The organism is Francisella orientalis FNO12, from assembly GCF_001042525.2.
In the GTDB taxonomy this organism is placed as follows: Bacteria; Pseudomonadota; Gammaproteobacteria; order Francisellales; family Francisellaceae; genus Francisella; species Francisella orientalis.
The window spans coordinates 580,161-602,228 of record NZ_CP011921.2 but is presented as its reverse complement, the minus strand read 5'-3'; the positions used below and the strand labels follow the sequence as shown (position 1 = coordinate 602,228).

The following is a 22,068-nucleotide window of genomic DNA, read 5'->3' as shown; positions in this document are numbered from 1 at the left end:
TTTACCAAAGAAAAAATAATATTTATTCTTAATATAATTTGATATCAAATAGTTTTAAAAAGTATCTTTATTAGCTAATATTCTAAAGTCGAATATAACTTAAACTCTATTTTTGAGAGGAGCTCAAATATGAATAATAATTTCTATGCTAATATTCAGAATAAAATACAAGAAATAAAAGAGGCTGGTACATACAAAAGCGAAAGAATAATAGCAACCCCACAAGAACCTGTCATTAATCTAGAAAATGGTGAAACACTAATTAACTTCTGTGCAAACAACTATCTTGGCTTTGCAAATAATCCGGAAATAGTTTCTTATGCAAAAAACCATATTGAAGAATGTGGCTATGGTATGGCATCAGTCAGATTTATCTGTGGCACAAATACTGTACATAAACAATTAGAAAAAGAATTAAGCGATTTTTTCGAGTTTGAAGATACAATCCTATATCCTTCATGTTTTGATGCCAATGCGGGGCTTTTTGAGACGCTTCTTACAAAAGAAGACGCTATCATAAGTGATTCCCTTAATCATGCTAGTATTATTGATGGTGTTAGATTGTGCAAGGCAATGCGTTTTAGATATAACAACAATGATATGCAAGACCTTGAGGCAAAACTTATAGAAGCTGATCAAGCTGGAGCAAGATTTAAAATGATTGCCACAGATGGTGTCTTCTCAATGGATGGTATTATTGCTAACTTGAAATCTATCTGTGACTTAGCTGATAAATATAATGCTATTGTTATGGTTGATGATTCTCACGCATCAGGTTTTGTTGGCAAAAATGGTAAAGGTTCAATTGAGCATTGTGATGTTATGGGTAGAGTTGATATCCTAACTGGCACTCTAGGCAAAGGATTAGGCGGAGCTTCAGGTGGATATATTTGTGCTAAAAAAGAAGTAGTAGATTTACTTAAAAATCTTTCTAGACCATATCTTTTCTCAAATGCTTTAGCACCGATAATAGCTAAAACATCTATTAAAGCTTTAGAAATAACTAAAAATTCAAATGAATTAAGAGAGCAGTTACAGGCTAATCAACAGAGATTTAGATCAAAAATGACTGCTGCAGGTTTTGATTTAATACCTGGAGAACACCCTATTATTCCTGTCATGATATACGATGAAAAAAAAGCAGCTGAATTTGCTGATAAGCTACTAGATTATGGTATATATGTAATCGCTTTTTCATATCCAGTGGTACCTAAGGGTAAAGCTAGAATTAGAACACAAATGTCTGCTGCTCATACTTTTGAGCAAATTGACAAAGCTGTTGATGGCTTTACAAAAGCTGCTAAAGAATTAGGTATTATATAGTTAATAGGAATCAAACTATGAAAGCACTTGCTAAATTAAAAAAAGAACCAGGTATTTGGATGATTGATGATGCTCCTATGCCAGAATATGGCTACAATGATGTTTTGATTAAAATTAAAAAAACAGCAATTTGTGGCACTGATTTACATATTTATAATTGGGATAAGTGGTCTCAAGCTACCATACCTGTACCAATGATTACCGGACATGAGTTTGCTGGTGAAGTTGTAGCTAAGGGAAATGGTGTCACAAGTGTAGATGTTGGCGATAGAGTATCTGGTGAAGGTCATCTTGTATGCGGACAATGTCGTAATTGTAGAGCAGGTAAACGCCATCTTTGTAGAAAAACCATAGGCATAGGTGTAAATGTACAGGGAGCTTTTGCTGAATATTTAGTAATGCCAGCTGCCAATGTTTTTAAGATCCCTAATTCTATCAGTGATGATATAGCTAGTACATTCGATCCTATGGGTAATGCTATTCATACAGCACTTTCATTTAACCTAACTGGTGAGGATGTGCTTATAACTGGAGCTGGTCCTATTGGACTTATGGCAGTCAAGATAGCAAGATTCTGCGGTGCTCGTAGAATAGTTATCACAGATATTAATGAATATCGTCTACAGATGGCTAGAGACTTCGGAGCTACTGTTGCAGTAAATGTATTAGAGTTTAAAAATCAACAACAATTGACAGCACAAATGCGCAATGTTATGTCAGAAATTGGCATGACAGAAGGGTTTGATGTAGGTCTAGAAATGTCTGGGATTAACTCAGCAATATCTATGATGCTTGATGTTATGAATCATGGTGGTAAGCTGTCACTTTTGGGCATATCAGCTGGCGATATCTCTGTTGACTGGGGAGCTATCTTGTTCAAAGGTCTTACTCTTAAAGGTATTTACGGCAGAGAGATGTTTGAGACATGGTATCTAATGACTAGTATGCTTCAAGCAGGTATGGATATGGAACCAATCATCACACACAGACTTTATATCGATGATTATCAAAAAGGATTTGAAATAATGAAAAGTGGTCAATGTGGTAAAGTGATATTGGATTGGAGTAGGTAAGTGGAAAATTCAAATCACACAAAGACAACTAAAGTTGATATACAATGGATTTTTACACTGTTTGGTACTGCTGTCGGAGCAGGATTATTATATCTTCCTGTTCAAGCTGGACATAGTGGATTATGGGCTTTAGTAACAGTTCTTATTTTTGCGCTACCATTGACTTATTATTCACATAAGAATATGGCAAATATAGTTTTATATACAGATAATGGTGGCATCACAGATGTTTTCACACACAATCTTGGTAAGTTATTCGGACTAATTTGTGTAGTACTCTATTTTTTTGCTATATTTTTAAATATGCCTATGTACTCGATTGGTTTAAATAATGAATTAAGTAACTTTTTGTTAAATTACCATATTGCTAACACAAATCTTTCGACTAATATTTGGTTTAGTTTTAGTATTCTTGCTGGACTATTAGTTATCGTTTCTTTAGGGATCAATTTAATCCTTAAATTTATGCAATTAATAGTAATATTTCTAATAATATTAGTAATTACATTGTCACTATATATAATTCCATATTGGAATTTTGAATTCATAACTGATAGTCATTTTGATACTATTGGTTATATTACAGGTGTACTAATGGTTTTGCCAATTTTGATATTATCAATGAATCATTCACCAGTTATTTCTAGTCTAGTAATATTCTATCGTGATTATGTAAAAGTAGAACATTCGCAAGAGAAGTACAAAGTATATAAGATCCTTCAGATTAATGCATTGATTCTTTTTATATTTGTACTATTATTCGTAACATCTTGCCTACTTAGTACTACAATACATGACCTTGATAGAGCGAATATAAATAACCTCTCAATAGTTACTCTAATACAAGAACAACATCCGGGAACATTACTAAACATTCTAGCTCCAATGATAGTTTTTACAGCTATTATAAGCTCATTTATCGGTTGTTATATTGGTTCTAAAGAAGCATTAAAATACTTATTCAAATACTTTTTTAGAAACATCTATAAAATCAATATCACAGATGTAGTCATAAATAGAATTTGTGTCGGTCTAATATTTATAATCTTATGGATATGTACAATCTGCAACCTCAAGATACTTAACATTATAGGAATATTAGTCGCTCCTACTGTGGCTTTCTTATTGTATGTATTACCAGTGATAATAATCTACAAAAACATACAATACAAAAACTACAGACGTGTAGTACTTGATTGTATTTTATTTATAATGGGATTAGTAATAATATTTGGGTATGTGATAGGCTTACTACTAAAATAGATAACTAGCTAATCTGCCTGTTAGCAAACTCTAAATCATCTTGTGTTGTGATCTTAATATTCTTCCTAGAACCTTCAACGACTATTGGGTTTATACCATACAACTCCAAAGCCGATGCTTCGTCTGTTATTTTATCTATGAGATTATTTGTATAACAAAAATCAAATGCTGTTTCTAACTGCCTAAGTCTTGATAGTTGTGGAGTCTGTGCAAGCCAAATATCTTGTCGATCAATAGTCTTAGCTACAATCATCTTTATCGCTACTTTTTTAACCGTTTCAAATGCTCTAATAGCCAAGATACCAGCTTGAGTATGAGATTTTTGAGTTTGATTATAAAGAGCTATAACATCTTCTATATTCACACAAGGTCTAGCTGCATCATGTACAAATATCCAATCATCACCTTTACGATCATTGATAATTTTAAGCGCATTATAAACACTATGAAACCTTGTGGCTCCACCTATACAAGATTGTACCTTTGGATGATTAAAATACTCAGAATTACTCCAAAGATTATCATTATCACTAACAGCTACAATTACTTTATCAAAAAAGGAATCTTTGACAAACTTTTCTAAAGTATTATCAAGTATAGTCTTACTATTAATGAGTTTGTAATATTGCTTAGGAATATCTAATCCCATTCTCGAGCCTATCCCAGCAGCTGGAATTATTACATATTTATTTAACACTATAAAAAACCTCTCCCTGCTTTATGAAGCCCATATTTTCACGAGCCAAACTCTCAAGCACTTCGCTATTTTTACGCAGTGAAACTACTTCGGAATACAGCTGCGCATTAGTCTGAGATTTATGCTTAATTTCTTTTGTTTGAGTAGCAATTGATTTTTTTAGCACATCATACTTTAACAAACCTGTGTTACTAAACCAAAGCTGATATTGTAACAAGATAATTAGTAATAAAACTGCTAAAATAAAAATATAAAAAAAAGAATTAGATTTAATATCCATGAAACTATTATTCTTCTACTTGCACTACAACTTTTTTAGTCTTACTTTCTTCAACAATAATCTCTTGGACTTCATTATCAGCTTTTTCTGAGCTAAATACAAATGCTTTGATACCTGGATAGATAGCATTTTCACCTAACTCTTCTTCTATTCTAATTAGCTGGTTATATTTAGCGATACGGTCAGCTCTTGATAATGAACCTGTCTTGATTTGCCCTAAGCATGTTGCTACTGCTAAATCAGCAATAATAGTATCAGATGTTTCGCCTGAACGATGCGATACTACACATGTGTAGCCTGCTTGACCAGCCATTGCCATAGCTTCAAAAGTTTCTGTTAGAGTACCAATCTGATTAAGCTTGATCAAAATTGAATTAGCAACTCCTTTTTCGATACCTTCAGCAAGGATTTTTGGATTAGTTACGAATAAATCATCTCCAACTAATTGAACTTTCTTACCTAGTCTTTCAGTCATTAACTTCCAACCATTCCAATCTTGCTCAGCCATACCATCTTCGATAGATACGATTGGGTATTTTTCAACCCACTTAGCAAAGTACTCTACCATCTCTTCAGAAGTCAGTGACTTGCCTTCAGATGCTAATTCATATTTGCCATCTTTATAGTATTCACTACTAGCAGGATCTAACGCTATAAACACATGCTTACCAGGCTCATATCCAGCTTCTTTAACTGCTTTAAGAATTGCTTCAATAGCAGACTCATTTGATGGAAGATCTGGAGCATAACCACCCTCATCACCAACACCAGCTACACTATAACCATCAGCGATTAAAACTTTTTTAAGTGTATGGAAAACTTCAGAACCACATCTTAGAGCTTCTGAGAAAGTATCAAACCCAGCTGGTACAATCATGAACTCTTGCATATCCACATTATTATCAGCATGTGATCCACCATTGATCACATTCATCATTGGTACAGGCATTAAATATTCTTTAACATCCATTAGATAACGATAGAAAGGCTTTCTCAAATGAGATGCCGCTGCTCTAGCTGTTGCTAATGAAACACCTAAAATAGCATTCGCGCCAAGATTGCCTTTATTATCTGAACCATCAAATTCTATCATAGTCTTGTCAATTAATCTTTGATCAAGAGCATCTAAACCTTTAACTGCTTGAGCTATTTTAGTATTAGCATTCTCAACAGCCTTATAGACACTTTTACCTAAGAAAAGAGACTTATTACCATCTCTTAACTCTAATGCTTCTCTAATACCAGTAGAAGCTCCTGAAGGAACAGCAGCACGACCAAAAGCACCACTTTCTAAAATTACATCTACTTCAACAGTAGGATTACCACGTGAATCTAATATTTGTCTAGCAAAAACTTGCTTGATTTGTGATGACATAACTATAATCTCCTTTAGATAAATTAAGTCTTGTTATGAATTTTAAAAAACCTTATCAATTATAAGCTAGCGATGTATGCTTTGCAATTTAATATACTTAGATTATTTCTCCGAAACTATCTCTTGCGCTTCGCTAAAATTAAGACTCTCTGGTGTTGCTATGGTGAATGAAGAAGTATCAACTGCTGATTTTCTAATAAAAATCCTATACGTTGAGTACACACATAAAATAGCGCTAAGTATCGCTGTTATAATAAAAAATCCAAATGGACCAAATACTGACATAACACTGGATATTATAACAGGACTAACAACTGACCCCACACCGTAAGCAATTGTCAAAACTCCTATAGCTCCCAATACTTCATTCTCTTCCAAAAAGTCACTAGCATGAGATATCGATAATGGATATATGACAAAAGCACAACCACCAAATACAAATATCACTACTCCAAATATCAGATATGAAGTATGAAAAATAGCAATAAGCAATGATGCAATAAATATACCAGCTCCAGCTAACAATATTACCTTTCGTCTATCAATAAGATCCGAGATTTTTCCAATAGGTACTTGCAGCAACATTCCTCCAAGAATAGTTGTCATCATTAGCACAGAGACCATATCATGCTCAATGTTTACTCTTACCATAAATATTGGTAATAAAGTATAAATGGAACCTAAAAGTGATCCTCCTATAACACTAGCAGCCATAGCAAGAGGTACTTTTTTAATAATTCTTATTGGTGAGCAAACTTCTTCAGAATGTGGTACTGGAGCTACTGTTTTTGTAAATGCCATCAAAACAATAGCAACACTACAAAGTGAAGATATAAAACAATATGCTAGTAATCCATTGCTAAAATGAACATTAATCACTAACTGTGATAATGCTTGGGTTCCATAGTAAACAAATAGATATATAGAAAACACTAATCCACGATTTTTTCTCTCTGCAGATAAAATACACCAACTTTCTATAACAATAAATAATGCTGCGAGAGAGTATCCGCAAACAAATCTAAAGAAGACCCAAACCGGTACACTCTTATTAATACCAACTATCAAAGCACTAATTGCCATGAGAGATGCAAATAAAACAAAAGCTCGAATATAGCCTACTCTAACTATCGTAAATTGTGAAAAATAAGATCCTGCTGTCATTCCCAAAAAATAGGCTGCTGATATTATACCTATCATTAGGTTAGAACGACCAAGACTATTTATCTCTATTGATGAGTAAGTTGTGAAATAACCATTACCAAATGATAATACACACATTGCAATTATAGGAGTAAGAATAAGAAATAGAGTTTGTCTAACAGTCACTGTTCTACCCTCCGTAAGATATATAATCAATACTGCAAATTATATAGAAATGGACTAAGTAAGTTAAGCTAATTATAGGAAAGTTTTTTCGGAGCTTTTTTATACATCTTTTTTTAGCTTTAGCCAGTTTACATATCCATATATTGCATTAAATAAATAAACCAACCACATCGCTAAAAATGCAACACCATCACCTGAACCAGAAAAGTATTGTTGTAACCATATAACTGTTGAAAGAGTATTAATAACTATCCACAACACTCATTGTTCAATATATGCTTTAACCATCAAGATAATCGCCACAACAGATACCACATCGGTTAATGAGTCAGCAACTAAACATATCTGTTGATGAAAGTATCCTTTTAGAATAAAAAAACCATACAAAAATGCAGCAATAACAATTCCACTAATAAGATAAATCCTATATTTGTTGGACAGTATTTTGTGATAATATCACTATTTTATGTTATATTATGTGGCTTAGTCCAAGTATACAATCCATAAAATTGCATCGTAAAAAAGAAAAATGCAAAAAGTAGAAACTGTCCATAAATACCCTGAGTATAACAAAATATACGCATAAGTAAGATTATTTACAAAAGCAAAAAAATAGTTAAGTATTTTTCCTTTAGCGACTAACAACAGATTTAGCATTCCTGTGACTGTAGCGATAACTGTAAGCACTAAATAATTATCTGTAGTCAAAAATACTTATGATAGCTAGAATACTTACAGAAGCTATAAGCCAAACTATCTCAAAAATATTCCAATCATTAAAAATTTGCGTCAAACTTATATTTCTAAAACCTTTAAAATAAGCAGACAATTGAGAAAAAAACTCATTTATAATACGAGTCATAGTAATACAATCCTAACTAGATTAACCAGCAACTAACTCCATAGCTCCATAAATCCCAGCCTGATCGCCGAGTTTTGCTAATTTAAATTGACATTCTGCATAAATATCAGCAAATGAATTTCTCATGGCAGCTCGTTTAATTTGTGACAAATATTGCTCACCAATAGCTTCCATCACGCCACCACCTAATATCACCATCTAAGGATTTATCATATTTAAAACACTACCTAATCCAGTACCTAGATACTCCATTGCTTCACTGAGAATATCCATAGCAATCTCATCATTTGTTTCAAGTGCTTTTTTAATATGACTACTCTTTAGCTTACCATCATTTTCAGTTACTAATTCGATTAGTGTACTTTTAACTTTCTTTTTAGCTAAGTTTTCAATTTTCTTTTCTATACCTACTTTACCAGCATACTCTTCTAAACAACCTTGAGACCCACATCCAGGACAGTAAGCCCCACCTTGTTTTATGATTGTATGCCCTAGCTTAGCTGCCAAACCACTATTACCTCCATAGAGTTTGCCATTTAGAACCAATCCCCCCACCAATACCAGTACCTACAAAAGCACCAACGATATCATCATGACCGACACCAGCTCCATATTTTGCTTCACCTAAAACACCAACGTTAACATCATTATCTATCTCAGATTTAACTTTGTATTTATCTTCAACGACTTCTTTCAAATTTACGTCATTTAGATTGATGTTGACACTTCTACGTACAATCGATGTTCTTTTATCTATAAGACCTGCTACACCAATACCTATACCTTCAAGCTTCTTATCCGAAGGAATTTCTGAGATTAGCTTATCAATAACTTTAAATAGCTGCCCTATGACGATATCAGTTTTTTCTTTTGCTTTTGATTTAACTTTTGCAGTAGTTATTAACTTTTTATTTTCATCAAATAATCCAGCGGCCATATTTGAACCGCCAATATCTACACCTATAAACATTACCAATTTCCTTCTAATCTATTTGCTATATCCATAACCCCATAAACACCTGAGTTGTCGCCTAATGTCGCGATATTCAATTCACATGCCTCTAACATTGTTTTAAAGGCATACTTTGAACATGAATTATAAATAGTATCCAAATACTTATGTCCAATAGCTTCCATAACACCACCACCTAACAATACCAATGATAGATTCAAAAGGTTTATATAATTAGCTATAGCAACACCCAAATTGGTCATTGCCAAATTGACAATATCTTCTGCCACAGAATCTTTAGCATCTAGTACTTTTTTCAAATGTGATCCCTTAAGCTTATTATTGTTTTCTAACACCAAATCTATAAGTAAGCTTTTGACACCTTTTTTATGTAGGTTTAGAATCCTATTTTCCATACCTACTTTACCAGCATAAGTCTCAACACAGCCCTATGAACCACAACTTTGACAATAAGCTCCTTGAGTATTGATACTAACATGTCCTACAGCTCCGGCACCACCTGTAACTCCATATAAAAACTGATTATTTATGACTAGACCACCACCAATCCCTGTGCCTGCAAATATACCAACGATATTTTCATGGCCTTGCCCAACTCCATATTTCCATTCACCAATAACACCTACATTGACATCATTTTCAATAAATACTGGTACATTATCAAATTTTTGACTAACTTCTTTAGCTATATTTATACCGTTGAGATTGATATTCGCACTAAAATTTAAAATACCATTTTTTGAATCGACAAAGCCTGCTATACCAATACCTATAGCCTTTATTTTGCCTCTTGTTGAATCATCAAGTAATTTATTAATAACTTTAAAAATCTGACCTGAAACTGTATTAGGATCACTTTTCCCTTTTGATTTTACCTTAGCTGTCTTGAGTAGGTTTTTATGTTCATCAAAAATTCCTGCTAATATATTACTACCACCAATATCTAAACCTACATACATAATTAAACCTTTTCAAAAACAGCTATTGACTCAACATGCATTGTATGAGGGAACATATCCATAACACCTGCACTAACTAATTTATAACCCTTATCATTCACTAAAATGCCAGCGTCTCTTGCCAAAGTAGCAGTATCGCATGATACATAAACAATACGCTCAACATCAAACTTTTCGATATTACTACAAACTTCTTGAGCCCCAGCTCTCGGCGGATCCAATAGCATTTTGTTATATTCAAAATTATTAAACCATTCTTTATCTTCAAAGCTTTCAAAAAGGTTAGCCGCATAAAACTTAATATTGCTGATATTATTATTATCCGCTGTTTCTTTAGCTCTACTAACCATTGTCTGCTCTCCCTCTACACCAATTACAGTTTTTGCATACTGAGAAATTGGCAACGTAAAGTTTCCTAAACCACAAAACAAATCAATAATAGAATCATTTTCTGATATTTCTAAAAGATCAATAGCTCTTTTAATCATCTTTTTATTAATATCATTATTAACTTGAGTAAAATCATTAGGTTCAAAACCAATATTTATCCCAGCAACTGGCTGATAACTTAACTTTTTAGGTTTAATATCTTCTTGTGGATACAGTCTAAAGATAGTATCAGGGCCTTTTGATTGTAGGTATATCCAATAATTATTCTGCTTACCAAAAGCTTTTAGCTTTTCAAGATCTTCATTCACAAACGGTTCAAGGTGGCGCACGATAAGTGCTGGTCTAGTATCATCAATTGCAATCTCTAATTGTGCTATATGCTGATATATAGAAAGTGTCTCTATAAAGGAGGCTATTTCTGTTAGTTTTTCTCCTATTAGAGGATTTAGTACTATACATTTATCTATATCAGCTAAAAATCTACCATTACGCTCTCTAAAGCCTACTAAAATTTTTTCTTTTTTATTAACATATCTAACACCTAAACGTGCTTTATTACGATATCCTTCGGTTTTAGCCATATGTAATGGTTCTAGAATACTCTGAGGTTCCACTCCTTGGCCAATGTACTTCAGTTGATTCAGTAAGGTTTGTTGCTTATGCTCAATCTGTGCATCTGTAGACATATGTTGTAAGCTACAACCTCCACAAATTTCGAAATACTCGCAAGGAGCATTAACTCTATTAGATGATTTCTTAATATATTCAACTACTTTTGCTTCATCAAACTTAGCCTTTGTAAATGTATACTCAAACTTGACTACTTCCCCTGATAATGTAAATGGAATAAAAGTCGTTTTACCATTAACTTTTGCTATTCCTCTACCATCATGACTAAGTGCTATAATTTCAGCTTCAAAAACACCCTCTTGAGGTTTCTTATGTCTTCTAGATCTTCCCATAAAAAATTCTAACAAAATATATTATGACAATTGTATTTAATTAAAATTGTAAATACAACAAAGGATTTATTTCAGATTCATTGCTTTATCATCATATGCAGCAATATGTCCTGGAGCAAATTTATACACTCTAGCTTTTGAGTGAGAAAAAATCATATCAATTTTGCCACTATTTGATAATCCTGATATTCTCTGAGGATAAATAGCAAATTCAACCTTACCTAAAGATGATAATAAAAGCTTTATTTGTCCAGTAGTCGGCTTTGTATCCAAAGGCTTCGTTGGACCATATGCTCCACCAATATTTGCATAGACATCATATTTAATACCTTCTTGCAGTTTTTCTGGTACAAATATAAACATATTCGAACCCTTCATGGTTTCTGCACCAAATCCAGCTGCAAACCATCCACTACCATCTTTTTGCCAATCACTATTCTTGCTAATATCTATACTCAAAACTGCACAGATATGGTCTTTATATTGTGAATATTCAAAAGCCATATCTCTCATATTAATAGTTTGATATTTCAAGTCAGCTGGACATACTGAAGTGTCTGTATTATCAGCATAAGACAATGAACAAACGCCTAACGATAAAAATAACGAACTTAATAATACTTTTTTCATAAAATCTCCTAACAAAGCTTTTAGAGAGATTTTAACATATAAAAGCAAAATATTCTTAAAGATAAATTATGTTATTAGATATAAAAAAAGCGACTAAAGTCGCTTTTAAAATCGTGGTGGGTGCTGAGGGGTTCGAACCCCCGGCCCTCGCCTTGTAAGGGCGATGCTCTCCCAGCTGAGCTAAGCACCCGATAAAAGAGAATCATACAGCCTTATAAAAATAAGTCAAACATTTTTTGAAATTTTTATTAACCTTCTATTTCATTTCTCAAAATTTGATCTGGTGTAATTTCAGATTCTGCTATTTCTCTTAGAGCTACTACTGTAGCTTTTTCTCTTTTTTCATTATCTACAGACTCTGCATAGCCTTTCTTAAGTATACTATTTGCTCTCATAGAAGCTAAAACTACTAAATCAAATCTTGTTTCTACCTTATCAAGGCAATCTTCAACTGTTACTCTAGCCATTTTTTACTCCATTTTTTTTCAATAATTGTTTTACTTTGTTATATATTATATCAATCACAGTTTTATTTTGAGCTCCGTCAGGAACTATAATGTCAGCTTTTCTCTTTGATGGCTCAATAAACTTTATATGCATTGGTCTTACTGTTTCTAGGTACTGATTTATAACACTTTCGACACTACGACCTCTTTCATTCTGGTCACGCATAAGTCTTCTGATGAAACACAAGTCTGATGGCGTGTCCATATATACCTTAAAGTCCATCATCTTTAATAACTTACGATCATTAAACAACATGATTCCTTCAAGGATAATTACACTTACTCCACCAGTAATTTTTTCGGATTTCTCTTTAATTCTGGAATGAGTAGTATAATCATAATGAGGCACATAAATATCATTACCCTCAATCAAATCTGCTAAGTCTTTTCTTAATAGTTTATGATCAAAAGCATCTGGATGATCATAATTGATCTTATTAGCCTCTTCAAAACCAACCATTTCTCCCCAGTTTTTATAATATCTATCTTCAGAAATTACAGCAATTTTATTTAAATGTTTTGATTTTAATTTTTTGATAATCTCATTTGAAAATAAAGTTTTACCAGAGCCAGATCCACCAACAATACCAATTATAAAAACATCGCCTTTACCAGCCATTACTTTATACCTTATAACTCTATTTTTGGTTGACTCTTGACTAAATGATCTAGTTCTTTTAGTAAACTTAAAAACTCTTTTATTTTATACATAGGAAATGAGTTAGGTCCATCACTTAATGCTTCGGCTGGCTTTGGATGAGTCTCCATAAAAAGACCATCAATACCTACTGCCATAGCTGCCTTTGATAGAACTGGTACAAATTCTCTTTGACCACCAGATGAGCTACCCTGACCACCTGGTAACTGTACTGAATGAGTAGCATCAAACACTACCGGACAACCTGTAGATTTCATTATTTCAAGAGAGCGCATATCTGAAACCAGATTATTATAACCAAAGCTCACGCCTCTCTCACAAACCATGATTTGCTCATTACCAGTAGATTTTGCCTTAGCAACCACATGTTGCATATCCCAAGGTGCTAAGAATTGACCTTTTTTAATATTTACAGGTTTACCTTGTTTACATACATCTAATATAAAGTTTGTCTGACGGCATAAAAAAGCAGGAGTCTGCATCACATCAACAACTTCTGCAACCTCAGCAAACGGAGTATCTTCATGCACATCTGTAACAACCGGGACATTGTATGTCTTTTTAACTTTAGCTAAAATCTCTAGTCCTTTATCAACACCAAGACCTCTAAAGCTATTAATAGAAGAACGATTTGCTTTATCAAAAGACGATTTATAAACAAAATTGATACCTAAATCTTTTGTAACTTCTGCCAAATATCCAGTAGTATCCATAGCCATTTGCTCTGACTCTATTACACATGGTCCAGACATTAAGAAAAATGGTTTACCATTTCCTACTTCAAAATTAGCAATTTTCATAAAAATACTTCTACTTTAAATAAGTTAATTACGATTAAATATTATACAGAAAAAGATGAACCACAACCACAAGTAGTTTTGGCATTTGGATTTCTTATTACAAAATAGGCACCTTCAACATCATCCTTGTAGTCAACATCAGCTCCAACTAAATATTGAAAGCTCATAGAATCTACTAAAAGACGAACACCATTTTTTGTAATAACCATATCATCTTCTTTTATCTCATTATCAAATGCAAAAGCATACTGAAATCCAGAGCATCCGCCACCTGTTATATAAACTCTAAGACTCAGAGAATTATCACCTTCTTCTTCAATTAGCTCTTTGACCTTTAAAGAAGCTGATTCTGTAAAGTTGATTGGATCAACACTTTGAACTACTTCACTCATAATAATTACCTCGCCACAAGAGAAAGTTTAACTCTACCACCTCTATCAATATTTTGGACTAGAACCTCTAAACCTTGGCCTTCTACTAATGAATTAGTTTTCATCCCAGCCTGCTCAATTTCAGAGAATGGTAAATATCCATCTTGACTACCAAGAAGATTAACAAATGCTCCAGAATCTAAAAGCTTAACAATTTTACCTTTGTAAATTTGTCCTTCTTCAACTTCTGCAACAATCTCTTCAACCATAGATTTAGCTAGATCTAATAATCTTTTATCTTTAGCAAAAATTTTAACTTCACCAGAGTCACTAGTATCAATCTGAGCACCAGTTTTTTCTACAATACCTTTTACTACCGAGCCACCACGACCAACAACATCTTTTATCTTAGCCGGATTTATATTCATAACGTGAATTTGAGGAGCAACATCAGAAACAGATTCTTTATGCTCTCTAATAACTTCATTCATAATACCCAGTATATGTAGTCTCCCAGTCCTAGCCTGCTCAAGAGCTTGCTCAAGAATTTCTCTAGAGATACCTTTAATTTTAATATCCATTTGAAGAGCTGTAACACCATATCTAGTACCAGCAACTTTAAAATCCATATCCCCTAAGTGATCCTCATCACCTAATATGTCTGATAAAACTGCATATTTTGTACCATCTTTGATAAGACCCATAGCAATACCTGCTACAGGCTCAGCTATTGGCACACCAGCATCCATCATAGATAAAGATGAGCCACAGACAGTTGCCATAGAACTAGAACCATTTGACTCTAATATCTCAGAGACTATTCTTACAACATATGGGTATGCTTCTTCATTAGGGAAAACTGCTTGAGTAGCACGTTTAGCTAAGTTTGCATGGCCGATTTCACGACGCTTTGGAGCCATGCCTACCATACCACACTCACCTACAGAATAAGGAGGAAAATTATAGTGAAGCATATAGCGAGATTTTTCAATACCATCTAGTGACTCAACAAGTTGAGCATCTCTATCGCTACCAAGAGTTGTAATCACTAAAGCTTGCGTCTCGCCTCTTGTAAACAATGCTGAACCATGCACACCAGGCAATACACCTATTTTAACATTTATTGGTCTGATAGTTTCTGTGCATCTACCATCAATTCTTGGTTTACCTTCTAAGATATTTGATCTAACAAGATCTTTTTCTATATCATGAAAAGCCTCTAAAACTTCTTTCTCAGAGTACTCTCCATCAACATCACTTGAGAATATATGCTCTAAAACATTTTTTCTTAGTTCATTAAGCTTAATGTTTCTTTCTTGCTTAGATGGTATTGTATAAGCATTTTTAATCTCACCAAAAAAATGTGATTTAATTTGAGATTTTAATAACTTATTAATTTGATAAATTGTATATTCTATACGACGCTTAGATGCTACTTTAGCAAGTTTACCAATAGAGTTGATAATAGTCTTAAGATGCTTATGCGCATATAAGATACCACCAAGTATTACAGATTCCGGCAAGCTATTAGCCTCTGATTCAACCATTAATATTGCATCATCCGTACCAGAAACAACCAAGTCTAAATCAGACTCTTTTAGCTCTTCTTTATTAGGATTAAGAATATACTTACCATTGATATAACCGACTCTTACACCTGCAATAATATCATCATAAGGAGCCCCTGATATTGCCAAAGAAGTAGATGCTCCTATTAAAGCTAACATATCCGGAGAAAACGATCCGTCATAAGACAAGACTGTAGCTATAATTTGAATCTCATTAAAAAAACCGTCAGGGAACGATGGTCTTATAGATCTATCTATTAATCTAGAAATAAGAGTTTGCTCTTCAGATGGTCTTCCTTCTCTTCTTAAGAAACCTCCCGGTATCTTACCAGCAGCATATGTTTTTTCTAAATAGTGTACTGACAATGGAAAGAAATCAGCGCCAGCAGCTACTGATTTTTTAACTACTGTAGTTACTAACACAACATTATTACCACAACTTACAGTCACAGACCCATCTGCTTGACGAGCCATACCACCAGTTTCTAGAACTATTTCTTTGTTACCTAGTTCAAAGACTTCTCTAAATATCTTCACAGTTTAACCTTATATAATTATTTGATTCAATGATGTAAGAACGATTAAGATGAAATTATTATCTACGTATATTTAGTTTCTTGATTAGTGCACGGTATCTTTCTACATCTTTACCATGCAAATAATCCAATAATTTACGACGTTGACTTACTAGTTTTAAAAGACCTCTTCTTGAATGATTGTCTTTTTTATGAGTTGCAAAATGACCTTGTAGATCATTAATTCTAGCAGTTAAAAGAGCAACTTGTACTTCAGGTGAACCAGTATCACCTTCAGACTGTTGATTTTCTTTAATAATATTTTGTTTATCTTGAGTTGTTAACATAACATTCTCCATTTGTTTTCTATTAATTGATGTACACAATAAACCGCACAAAGGAACAGTTTACCAGTTGGAGATTATATACTATTAAACCGAAAAAAACAAAAGTTTAGTTATCAATCTTATCTGGTTTGATACCTAATATTTGTAAACTATTAAGCGCCACATCTGCAAAAACTGGAGCTGCAACAGAACCGCCTCCATACTTATCACCTTTAGGATCTTTGATTGTAACAACTATCGCCAACTGCGGATCACTAGCTGGCACAACACCAACAAAGCTTGCTAGATATTTTGCACCATATGTTCCTCCAGCAAGCATCCTTGCTGTACCTGTTTTACCTGCAACATGATACAAAGGTATTCTTGCATTAGTTCCTGTTCCACCAGAATCTTCAACAACAGACTGCGTCATGCTAATTATCTCCTCAGAAACTTTCTTAGATGCCACCACTCTTGAGTCAATCTCCTCTCCAGGTTTTCTTTTAAGAATTGTAGGTTTAATGTACTTGCCATCATTAGCAATAGCTGATACTCCAGCAACTAACTGAAGATCTGTAGCATTCATACCATATCCAAAAGATAGGGTAGCTAATTGGAAATCTCCCCACTTATCTTTAACCGGAACAAATCCATCACGCTCACCTGGTAGCTGTATACCTGTTTTATCTCCAAAACCAAAGTTTCTTAGTGATGGCTCAAGTATTATAGGATCAGTCAAACCTAATATCATTTTAGATATACCTACGTTACTAGATTTCATAAGAATATATCGTAAATCTTCTTCACCATAATCCCTCTCATCTCTGACAGTATTTTTACCAATACGATAAAAACCCGGATGCGAATTAATTACAGGTTCTTCTGGAGTTACATTATCACCATAAATAAGCGCAGTAACTGCTGCAAACACTTTCATTACAGAACCCAACTCATACACATCTGTGATAGCTCTATTTCTACGCCTATCCGGATAAGCATCTGCCATACTGTTAGGATTATACGACGGATAATTAGCCATAGCCAATATTTCACCTGTATGAATATTTTCAATAATGACTGATCCAGCTTCAGAGTTCGTTTTAATAACTCCTTTTTTTAAATACTTATATGCAACATACTGCAATCTAGAATCTATACTTATCTGAAGGTTATGTCCATTTTTAGGTAATATAAAATTATCTTCAACCTTAGCAACACCACCATGTAAATCTTTTTTATACTCAAAGTAACCATCTTGACCTGTAAGGAATTGATTAAATTCAAGTTCCAAACCTTCCTGACCTTCGCCATCTACATTAGTAAAACCAACAATATGAGAAGCAACTTCTGCCATTGGGTAATATCTCTTAAACTCTCGAATAACATGAATGCCCGCAATATCAAGATCTTTAACTTTTTGAGATAAGTACGGCTGAACTTTTCTTTCGATATAAACAAAGCCACTCCTACTCTCTCTAACCTTAACTTGTCTTTCTATCTTTTCTCTTTTTTCTTTAGATAGGTTTAGAATACTCATGACTTCTTTAAGCTCAGGACTATCTGCACTAACATAATATGGATCTACCCAAATAGTATCTACTGGAGTACTTATAGCCAAAGGATTACCATTTCTATCAAGGATTATACCTCTATAAGACTTTATATCTATACTTCTGTCACTACGATTATCACCTTCTTGCTTAAGTTTAGGATACTGAACTGTTTCCATATAAATCAACTTAGCAAATAAAACTATAAAACTTGATAAGAGTAGTAATATAACAACTAAATGTCTCAACTTTGGTCTATAGCTACTCATCTGTAGAGTTCTCCTTTTGATCACTCAAAGTACCTATACTTTTTTGTGTAGGTAACGACATTTTTTCTTTTTCAGCGAATTTTTCTACAGCTGTAGGTGTTGCCAATGAGCTATACTCCAAAACAATCTGACTCCACTGCTCATCTAACTGAGTTTGTTCAACGATCAAGTCCTTACGCTCATTCAATAAAAGCTTAAATTCAAAACGAGTTACGATTAGAGCAAAAGCTGTAAGCAGCAGCACAAATAAAAGTACAAAGACAATGCCCACAGTCTTTTTTAGGAAACTATTTTTTAATGACTCAAATAATCTTATCCGTATTTGACGGTTTGTTAACATCATAACTTTTCAACAACCCTTAAAATAGCACTTCTAGAACGAACGTTTTGGCTAAGCTCATCTTGATTTGCTTTAACTTTTTTTGTGATCCATTTCATTTTTACTTGACCATTGTCTTGTGGTAGCATTTTTGTAATTCTATTAGTTTCTTGCTTTGGATTAATTAAAGAGGTAAATTTCTGTTTAACAATTCTATCCTCTAATGAGTGAAAAGAAATAGCCGCAACTCTACCACCTTTTTTGACAACATCTAGAATATTCTCCAAAAGAATTTCTAAGTCTTTAAGCTCATCATTAACATATATACGTAATGCTTGAAAACACCTTGTTGCAGGATTCTTTTTCTCTCTTTTGCCAATAGTCGCTCGAATAAGTTCAGCTAACTGATGGGTAGTAGTTATGCTCCCATTTTCATCTATATAGTCTTTAATTCTTAGAGCAATTTTTTTTGCAAAACGCTCTTCACCATAAAACTTAAAAATATAAGTCAACTCATCTACTAATAACTCTTCTAGAGCTTGACTAGCTGTTAGACCTTTCGATATATCCATTCGCATATCTAATGGACCATCATGAGTAAAGCTAAAACCTCTATTAGCATTATCCAATTGAGGAGAAGAAACACCCAAATCCATAATGATACCATCAACTTTACCCAAAAGATTATGCTGCAAGCAATAATCATAAATATAAGTAAAACTTGCATGAACTATTTCAAAATTATCATTCTGAAAATTATTTGTTGCGTAATATATCGCATCTAAATCCTTGTCAAAAGCTATCAACCTTCCGGATGTTAATTTATTTAATATAGCTTTTGAATGACCTCCTCGGCCAAATGTCGCATCTATATAAATACCTTCTGGATTAATATTTAGATCAGCAATAGACTCTTGAAGTAAAACTGAAAAATGCATACAAATTATGCCCTAACTAGTTCGTTTGCAAGTTTTTTAGCCTTAGAGAAATCGGTCTTCCCAAAGCCTAGTTTAGGTATAGAAATAACTTTAAAATAATTGGTTGGTTTATAAAGATTCTCTATCCCGGAGTGTCTTACAATCTCCTTCAAATCATTTGGCTCCAAATCTTCTAGAGTATATAGTAGATTAATAATCTCACCTCTTTTGGTATCTGATGTAGCCACTGCTAGAACCTCAAAATCAATTTTATGAGAATCATACTCCTTTTCTCTCAAAGTATCACAAACCTTTTGCTCTAAAAGTCCTAAACTCACCATTTCACCGGCGACTTTTGCAAATCTAGAATATCTATCTACTACCGTTAAATAACCTTCGCCATCAATTTTGCCTTTATCTCCAGTTATGTACCACTTATGACCACACTTTTCTATCATTACATCATTCGTCTTTTCAGGATCATTAAGATAGTAGTCCATCTTATTAACTCCACGGTATATAATCATACCCTCAACACCAATAGGTAGTTCTTCATGAGAATCTGGGTGAATAATTTTGAACTGACCTCCAGGAACTGTTAAGCCTACAGTACCTATTTTATTTGGTGACTTAGTTGGTCTATTAACCGCAGCAACTGGCGAAAGTTCTGTTGTCCCATAACCTTCATTAATAACCTTATCAAACTTATCTTCAAACATCGTACGTACTTCTTTAGAAAGTTTTTCAGCACCTGTAATAATAAGTCTAAGAGTTTCAAAATCTTCTTTTTTAACTGCTTTATTTTTGGTATAAATTCTTAAAAATGTTGGTGTTGCACACAACACTGTGGTCTTATTCTTCTTAATTAAATTAGCAACTTCTTTAGCATCTGTTGGATCAGGATGACATGCTATGTATCCACCCTGAAATAAAGATACTAAAGATATAGTAAGACCGAAAGCATGAAATATTGGTAAAATTCCAGCCACAGAATCATTCTCTTGGCACTCGATAACATTTGTACTTTGATAAACATTTGCAAGAAGATTTTTATGCTTGATAGCAATACCTTTAGGTACTCCTTCGCTACCACTACTAAATATTATACAGGCCAAGTCATCTAGCTTAGTTGGTTTAAGATATTTCTTGACCGACCATGACGTAGGTAAGATTTTAATCTGTAAAAATGTTTTTATTGATTCAGCTTTAGTTATTTTTGCTTTGATATCTTCTAGATAAACAATCTTACACATCGAGAAAATCTCTTCAACAAAAAAACCTTTGTGAGTTAGCTTCTCGACAAATGCTCTAGAAGTAATTATTGTTTTAATTCCTGCATTATTAATAGCATGTTTTAATGCTTCTTCTGAAGCCGTATAATTTAGATTAACTATTGCCTTTGCGCTAATCATCAAGGCTAATATTACCAAATACCCACCAGCACTAGTAGGCAAACAAACTCCAACATTATCTTCTTGCTTAGTGATTTCCTGAAGCTTTTTAGACATCAATGCTGCACCTGTTGCAAACTTATAACCATCTAAAGCAACACCTGTAGTATCAGTTAATACTAAATTTTTTTTAGCATTTAACATTTGTCTAAACCAAATTTCAGCTGGAGCTTTGAGCAAGGTTAAGTACCCTTCCCATGCCCTAACAGAAAGATCTTCCATTTCCTCATTTAGACTTTTCAAATTCTTAAGTTTAGCAATATCAAAAAATACTTGCCTATCGAGGTTCTTACGATCTGAAAAATATGGCATTTCAGGCCCACATATAAACAACAAGAATCTATTATCATTTTGCTCAACCTGAGAAATGTTGCTCTTATCTACCACAAGTATATATTGATGATTCCAAAAACTAATATCGTCAATATAATTTATACCAGTATCAATTACAGCTTTTTCAAGACCTTTTATTCTATCATCAAAACTTCCTAGTACAGTGATGGATTCATCCTTTAAATACTCCTTTAATGCTAACAGTGTAATTATAGAGGTATCATTAGCAATAATTATGGGACCATTTACAAAAATCTTAAAGTCAGTTTCTTTATTGCAGTCATAGATATAAGATTGATTTAATTTTTTATGTATAGCAGATTTAAGCTGTTTTAGGCGCATTTTTATACCAGTATTAATTGTAATATA

The 22,068-nt window shown here is 33.3% G+C and carries 20 protein-coding genes, 1 tRNA gene and 3 pseudogenes; 3 read left to right on the top strand and 21 right to left on the bottom strand.

Features of this window, described 5'->3' with window-relative positions; genetic code table 11:
* Positions 1-129: 129 nt before the first annotated feature.
* The 3 genes from FNO12_RS03150 to FNO12_RS03140 are packed head-to-tail and all read left to right on the top strand — an operon-like array spanning position 130 to position 3,659.
* Positions 130-1,323 carry a glycine C-acetyltransferase gene (locus FNO12_RS03150; RefSeq protein ID WP_014715157.1) on the top strand — a complete coding sequence of 398 codons (1,194 nt, stop codon included), beginning with the start codon at positions 130-132 and terminating at the stop codon, positions 1,321-1,323.
* Positions 1,324-1,340: 17 nt separating this feature from the next.
* Entirely contained in the window at positions 1,341-2,396 is a 1,056-nt protein-coding gene (tdh, locus tag FNO12_RS03145) for an L-threonine 3-dehydrogenase (protein ID WP_030003403.1), read from the top strand.
* Complete coding sequence (locus FNO12_RS03140; protein ID WP_014715155.1) at positions 2,397-3,659, top strand: amino acid permease; 1,263 nt, start codon at positions 2,397-2,399, stop codon at positions 3,657-3,659.
* Positions 3,660-3,663: 4 nt separating this feature from the next.
* Here the strand turns inward: FNO12_RS03140 and ispD are convergent, their stop codons facing one another.
* From ispD to migR, 21 genes and pseudogenes are all read right to left on the bottom strand, one after another.
* A complete protein-coding gene (gene ispD, locus FNO12_RS03135) occupies positions 3,664-4,356 on the bottom strand; it encodes a 2-C-methyl-D-erythritol 4-phosphate cytidylyltransferase (protein WP_014715154.1) in 693 nt (230 codons plus the stop codon).
* Positions 4,346-4,636, bottom strand: coding sequence for an FtsB family cell division protein (locus FNO12_RS03130; RefSeq protein WP_030003402.1), 291 nt, complete (start codon positions 4,634-4,636; stop codon positions 4,346-4,348). The genes ispD and FNO12_RS03130 overlap by 11 nt, the downstream gene beginning before the upstream one ends.
* 7 nt (positions 4,637-4,643) lie before the next feature.
* Positions 4,644-6,011: a phosphopyruvate hydratase gene (eno, locus tag FNO12_RS03125; RefSeq protein WP_014715152.1), complete on the bottom strand. Its 1,368-nt coding sequence runs from the start codon at positions 6,009-6,011 to the stop codon at positions 4,644-4,646.
* Between the two features lie 102 nt (positions 6,012-6,113).
* Positions 6,114-7,292: an MFS transporter gene (locus FNO12_RS03120; protein ID WP_168711779.1), complete on the bottom strand. Its 1,179-nt coding sequence runs from the start codon at positions 7,290-7,292 to the stop codon at positions 6,114-6,116.
* Positions 7,293-7,439: 147 nt separating this feature from the next.
* Positions 7,440-7,997, bottom strand: a pseudogene (gene pnuC / locus FNO12_RS10325) (nicotinamide riboside transporter PnuC).
* A gap of 37 nt (positions 7,998-8,034) precedes the next feature.
* Positions 8,035-8,202: a hypothetical protein gene (locus tag FNO12_RS10320; RefSeq protein ID WP_030003401.1), complete on the bottom strand. Its 168-nt coding sequence runs from the start codon at positions 8,200-8,202 to the stop codon at positions 8,035-8,037.
* Between the two features lie 21 nt (positions 8,203-8,223).
* Positions 8,224-9,172 (bottom strand): annotated as a pseudogene (locus FNO12_RS03105) (ROK family protein).
* Positions 9,172-10,134, bottom strand: a pseudogene (locus tag FNO12_RS03100) (ROK family protein). Before FNO12_RS03100 ends, FNO12_RS03105 begins: the two co-directional pseudogenes overlap by 1 nt.
* Positions 10,135-10,136: 2 nt before the next feature.
* Positions 10,137-11,486 carry a 23S rRNA (uracil(1939)-C(5))-methyltransferase RlmD gene (gene rlmD, locus FNO12_RS03095; protein ID WP_014715150.1) on the bottom strand — a complete coding sequence of 450 codons (1,350 nt, stop codon included), beginning with the start codon at positions 11,484-11,486 and terminating at the stop codon, positions 10,137-10,139.
* Positions 11,487-11,552: 66 nt separating this feature from the next.
* Positions 11,553-12,116 (bottom strand): hypothetical protein, encoded by a 564-nt coding sequence (locus tag FNO12_RS03090; RefSeq protein ID WP_014715149.1) that lies wholly within the window; start codon positions 12,114-12,116, stop codon positions 11,553-11,555.
* A 114-nt stretch (positions 12,117-12,230) separates the two neighbouring features.
* Positions 12,231-12,306, bottom strand: a tRNA-Val gene (locus FNO12_RS03085).
* A gap of 58 nt (positions 12,307-12,364) precedes the next feature.
* The gene (gene rpoZ / locus FNO12_RS03080; protein ID WP_014715148.1) at positions 12,365-12,583 is read right to left on the bottom strand and encodes a DNA-directed RNA polymerase subunit omega; all 219 of its coding nucleotides are present in this window, start codon (positions 12,581-12,583) and stop codon (positions 12,365-12,367) included.
* The gene (gene udk, locus FNO12_RS03075) at positions 12,576-13,241 is read right to left on the bottom strand and encodes a uridine kinase (RefSeq protein ID WP_014715147.1); all 666 of its coding nucleotides are present in this window, start codon (positions 13,239-13,241) and stop codon (positions 12,576-12,578) included. The genes rpoZ and udk overlap by 8 nt, the downstream gene beginning before the upstream one ends.
* A gap of 11 nt (positions 13,242-13,252) precedes the next feature.
* A complete protein-coding gene (gene kdsA / locus FNO12_RS03070) occupies positions 13,253-14,080 on the bottom strand; it encodes a 3-deoxy-8-phosphooctulonate synthase (protein WP_014715146.1) in 828 nt (275 codons plus the stop codon).
* Between the two features lie 41 nt (positions 14,081-14,121).
* A complete protein-coding gene (gene erpA / locus FNO12_RS03065; RefSeq protein WP_004288128.1) occupies positions 14,122-14,472 on the bottom strand; it encodes an iron-sulfur cluster insertion protein ErpA in 351 nt (116 codons plus the stop codon).
* A gap of 5 nt (positions 14,473-14,477) precedes the next feature.
* Entirely contained in the window at positions 14,478-16,556 is a 2,079-nt protein-coding gene (gene pnp, locus FNO12_RS03060; protein WP_014715145.1) for a polyribonucleotide nucleotidyltransferase, read from the bottom strand.
* Positions 16,557-16,614: 58 nt separating this feature from the next.
* Positions 16,615-16,881, bottom strand: a complete 267-nt coding sequence (rpsO, locus tag FNO12_RS03055; RefSeq protein WP_014715144.1) for a 30S ribosomal protein S15 — start codon at positions 16,879-16,881, stop codon at positions 16,615-16,617.
* A gap of 106 nt (positions 16,882-16,987) precedes the next feature.
* Entirely contained in the window at positions 16,988-18,679 is a 1,692-nt protein-coding gene (locus FNO12_RS03050; protein WP_041257355.1) for a peptidoglycan D,D-transpeptidase FtsI family protein, read from the bottom strand.
* Complete coding sequence (gene ftsL, locus FNO12_RS03045) at positions 18,672-19,022, bottom strand: cell division protein FtsL (RefSeq protein WP_030003398.1); 351 nt, start codon at positions 19,020-19,022, stop codon at positions 18,672-18,674. Before ftsL ends, FNO12_RS03050 begins: the two co-directional genes overlap by 8 nt.
* Complete coding sequence (gene rsmH, locus FNO12_RS03040) at positions 19,019-19,936, bottom strand: 16S rRNA (cytosine(1402)-N(4))-methyltransferase RsmH (protein WP_014715141.1); 918 nt, start codon at positions 19,934-19,936, stop codon at positions 19,019-19,021. Before rsmH ends, ftsL begins: the two co-directional genes overlap by 4 nt.
* A gap of 5 nt (positions 19,937-19,941) precedes the next feature.
* Positions 19,942-22,041, bottom strand: a complete 2,100-nt coding sequence (gene migR, locus FNO12_RS03035; RefSeq protein ID WP_014715140.1) for an iglABCD operon regulator MigR — start codon at positions 22,039-22,041, stop codon at positions 19,942-19,944.
* Positions 22,042-22,068: the final 27 nt, after the last annotated feature.

What these genes read in the sequence shown, in the direction of transcription:
- erpA (WP_004288128.1), bottom strand. Translation starts at nt 14,472, where the DNA reads ATGAGTGAAGTAGTTCAAAGTGTTGATCCAATCAACTTTACAGAATCA.
- FNO12_RS03050 (WP_041257355.1), bottom strand. Translation starts at nt 18,679, where the DNA reads ATGAGTAGCTATAGACCAAAGTTGAGACATTTAGTTGTTATATTACTA.
- migR (WP_014715140.1), bottom strand. Translation starts at nt 22,041, where the DNA reads ATGCGCCTAAAACAGCTTAAATCTGCTATACATAAAAAATTAAATCAA.
- FNO12_RS03150 (WP_014715157.1), top strand. Translation starts at nt 130, where the DNA reads ATGAATAATAATTTCTATGCTAATATTCAGAATAAAATACAAGAAATA.
- rlmD (WP_014715150.1), bottom strand. Translation starts at nt 11,486, where the DNA reads ATGGGAAGATCTAGAAGACATAAGAAACCTCAAGAGGGTGTTTTTGAA.
- tdh (WP_030003403.1), top strand. Translation starts at nt 1,341, where the DNA reads ATGAAAGCACTTGCTAAATTAAAAAAAGAACCAGGTATTTGGATGATT.
- FNO12_RS03130 (WP_030003402.1), bottom strand. Translation starts at nt 4,636, where the DNA reads ATGGATATTAAATCTAATTCTTTTTTTTATATTTTTATTTTAGCAGTT.
- ftsL (WP_030003398.1), bottom strand. Translation starts at nt 19,022, where the DNA reads ATGATGTTAACAAACCGTCAAATACGGATAAGATTATTTGAGTCATTA.
- FNO12_RS03120 (WP_168711779.1), bottom strand. Translation starts at nt 7,292, where the DNA reads ATGTGTGTATTATCATTTGGTAATGGTTATTTCACAACTTACTCATCA.
- rpsO (WP_014715144.1), bottom strand. Translation starts at nt 16,881, where the DNA reads ATGTTAACAACTCAAGATAAACAAAATATTATTAAAGAAAATCAACAG.
- eno (WP_014715152.1), bottom strand. Translation starts at nt 6,011, where the DNA reads ATGTCATCACAAATCAAGCAAGTTTTTGCTAGACAAATATTAGATTCA.
- FNO12_RS03090 (WP_014715149.1), bottom strand. Translation starts at nt 12,116, where the DNA reads ATGAAAAAAGTATTATTAAGTTCGTTATTTTTATCGTTAGGCGTTTGT.
- rsmH (WP_014715141.1), bottom strand. Translation starts at nt 19,936, where the DNA reads ATGCATTTTTCAGTTTTACTTCAAGAGTCTATTGCTGATCTAAATATT.
- udk (WP_014715147.1), bottom strand. Translation starts at nt 13,241, where the DNA reads ATGGCTGGTAAAGGCGATGTTTTTATAATTGGTATTGTTGGTGGATCT.
- kdsA (WP_014715146.1), bottom strand. Translation starts at nt 14,080, where the DNA reads ATGAAAATTGCTAATTTTGAAGTAGGAAATGGTAAACCATTTTTCTTA.
- FNO12_RS10320 (WP_030003401.1), bottom strand. Translation starts at nt 8,202, where the DNA reads ATGACTCGTATTATAAATGAGTTTTTTTCTCAATTGTCTGCTTATTTT.
- rpoZ (WP_014715148.1), bottom strand. Translation starts at nt 12,583, where the DNA reads ATGGCTAGAGTAACAGTTGAAGATTGCCTTGATAAGGTAGAAACAAGA.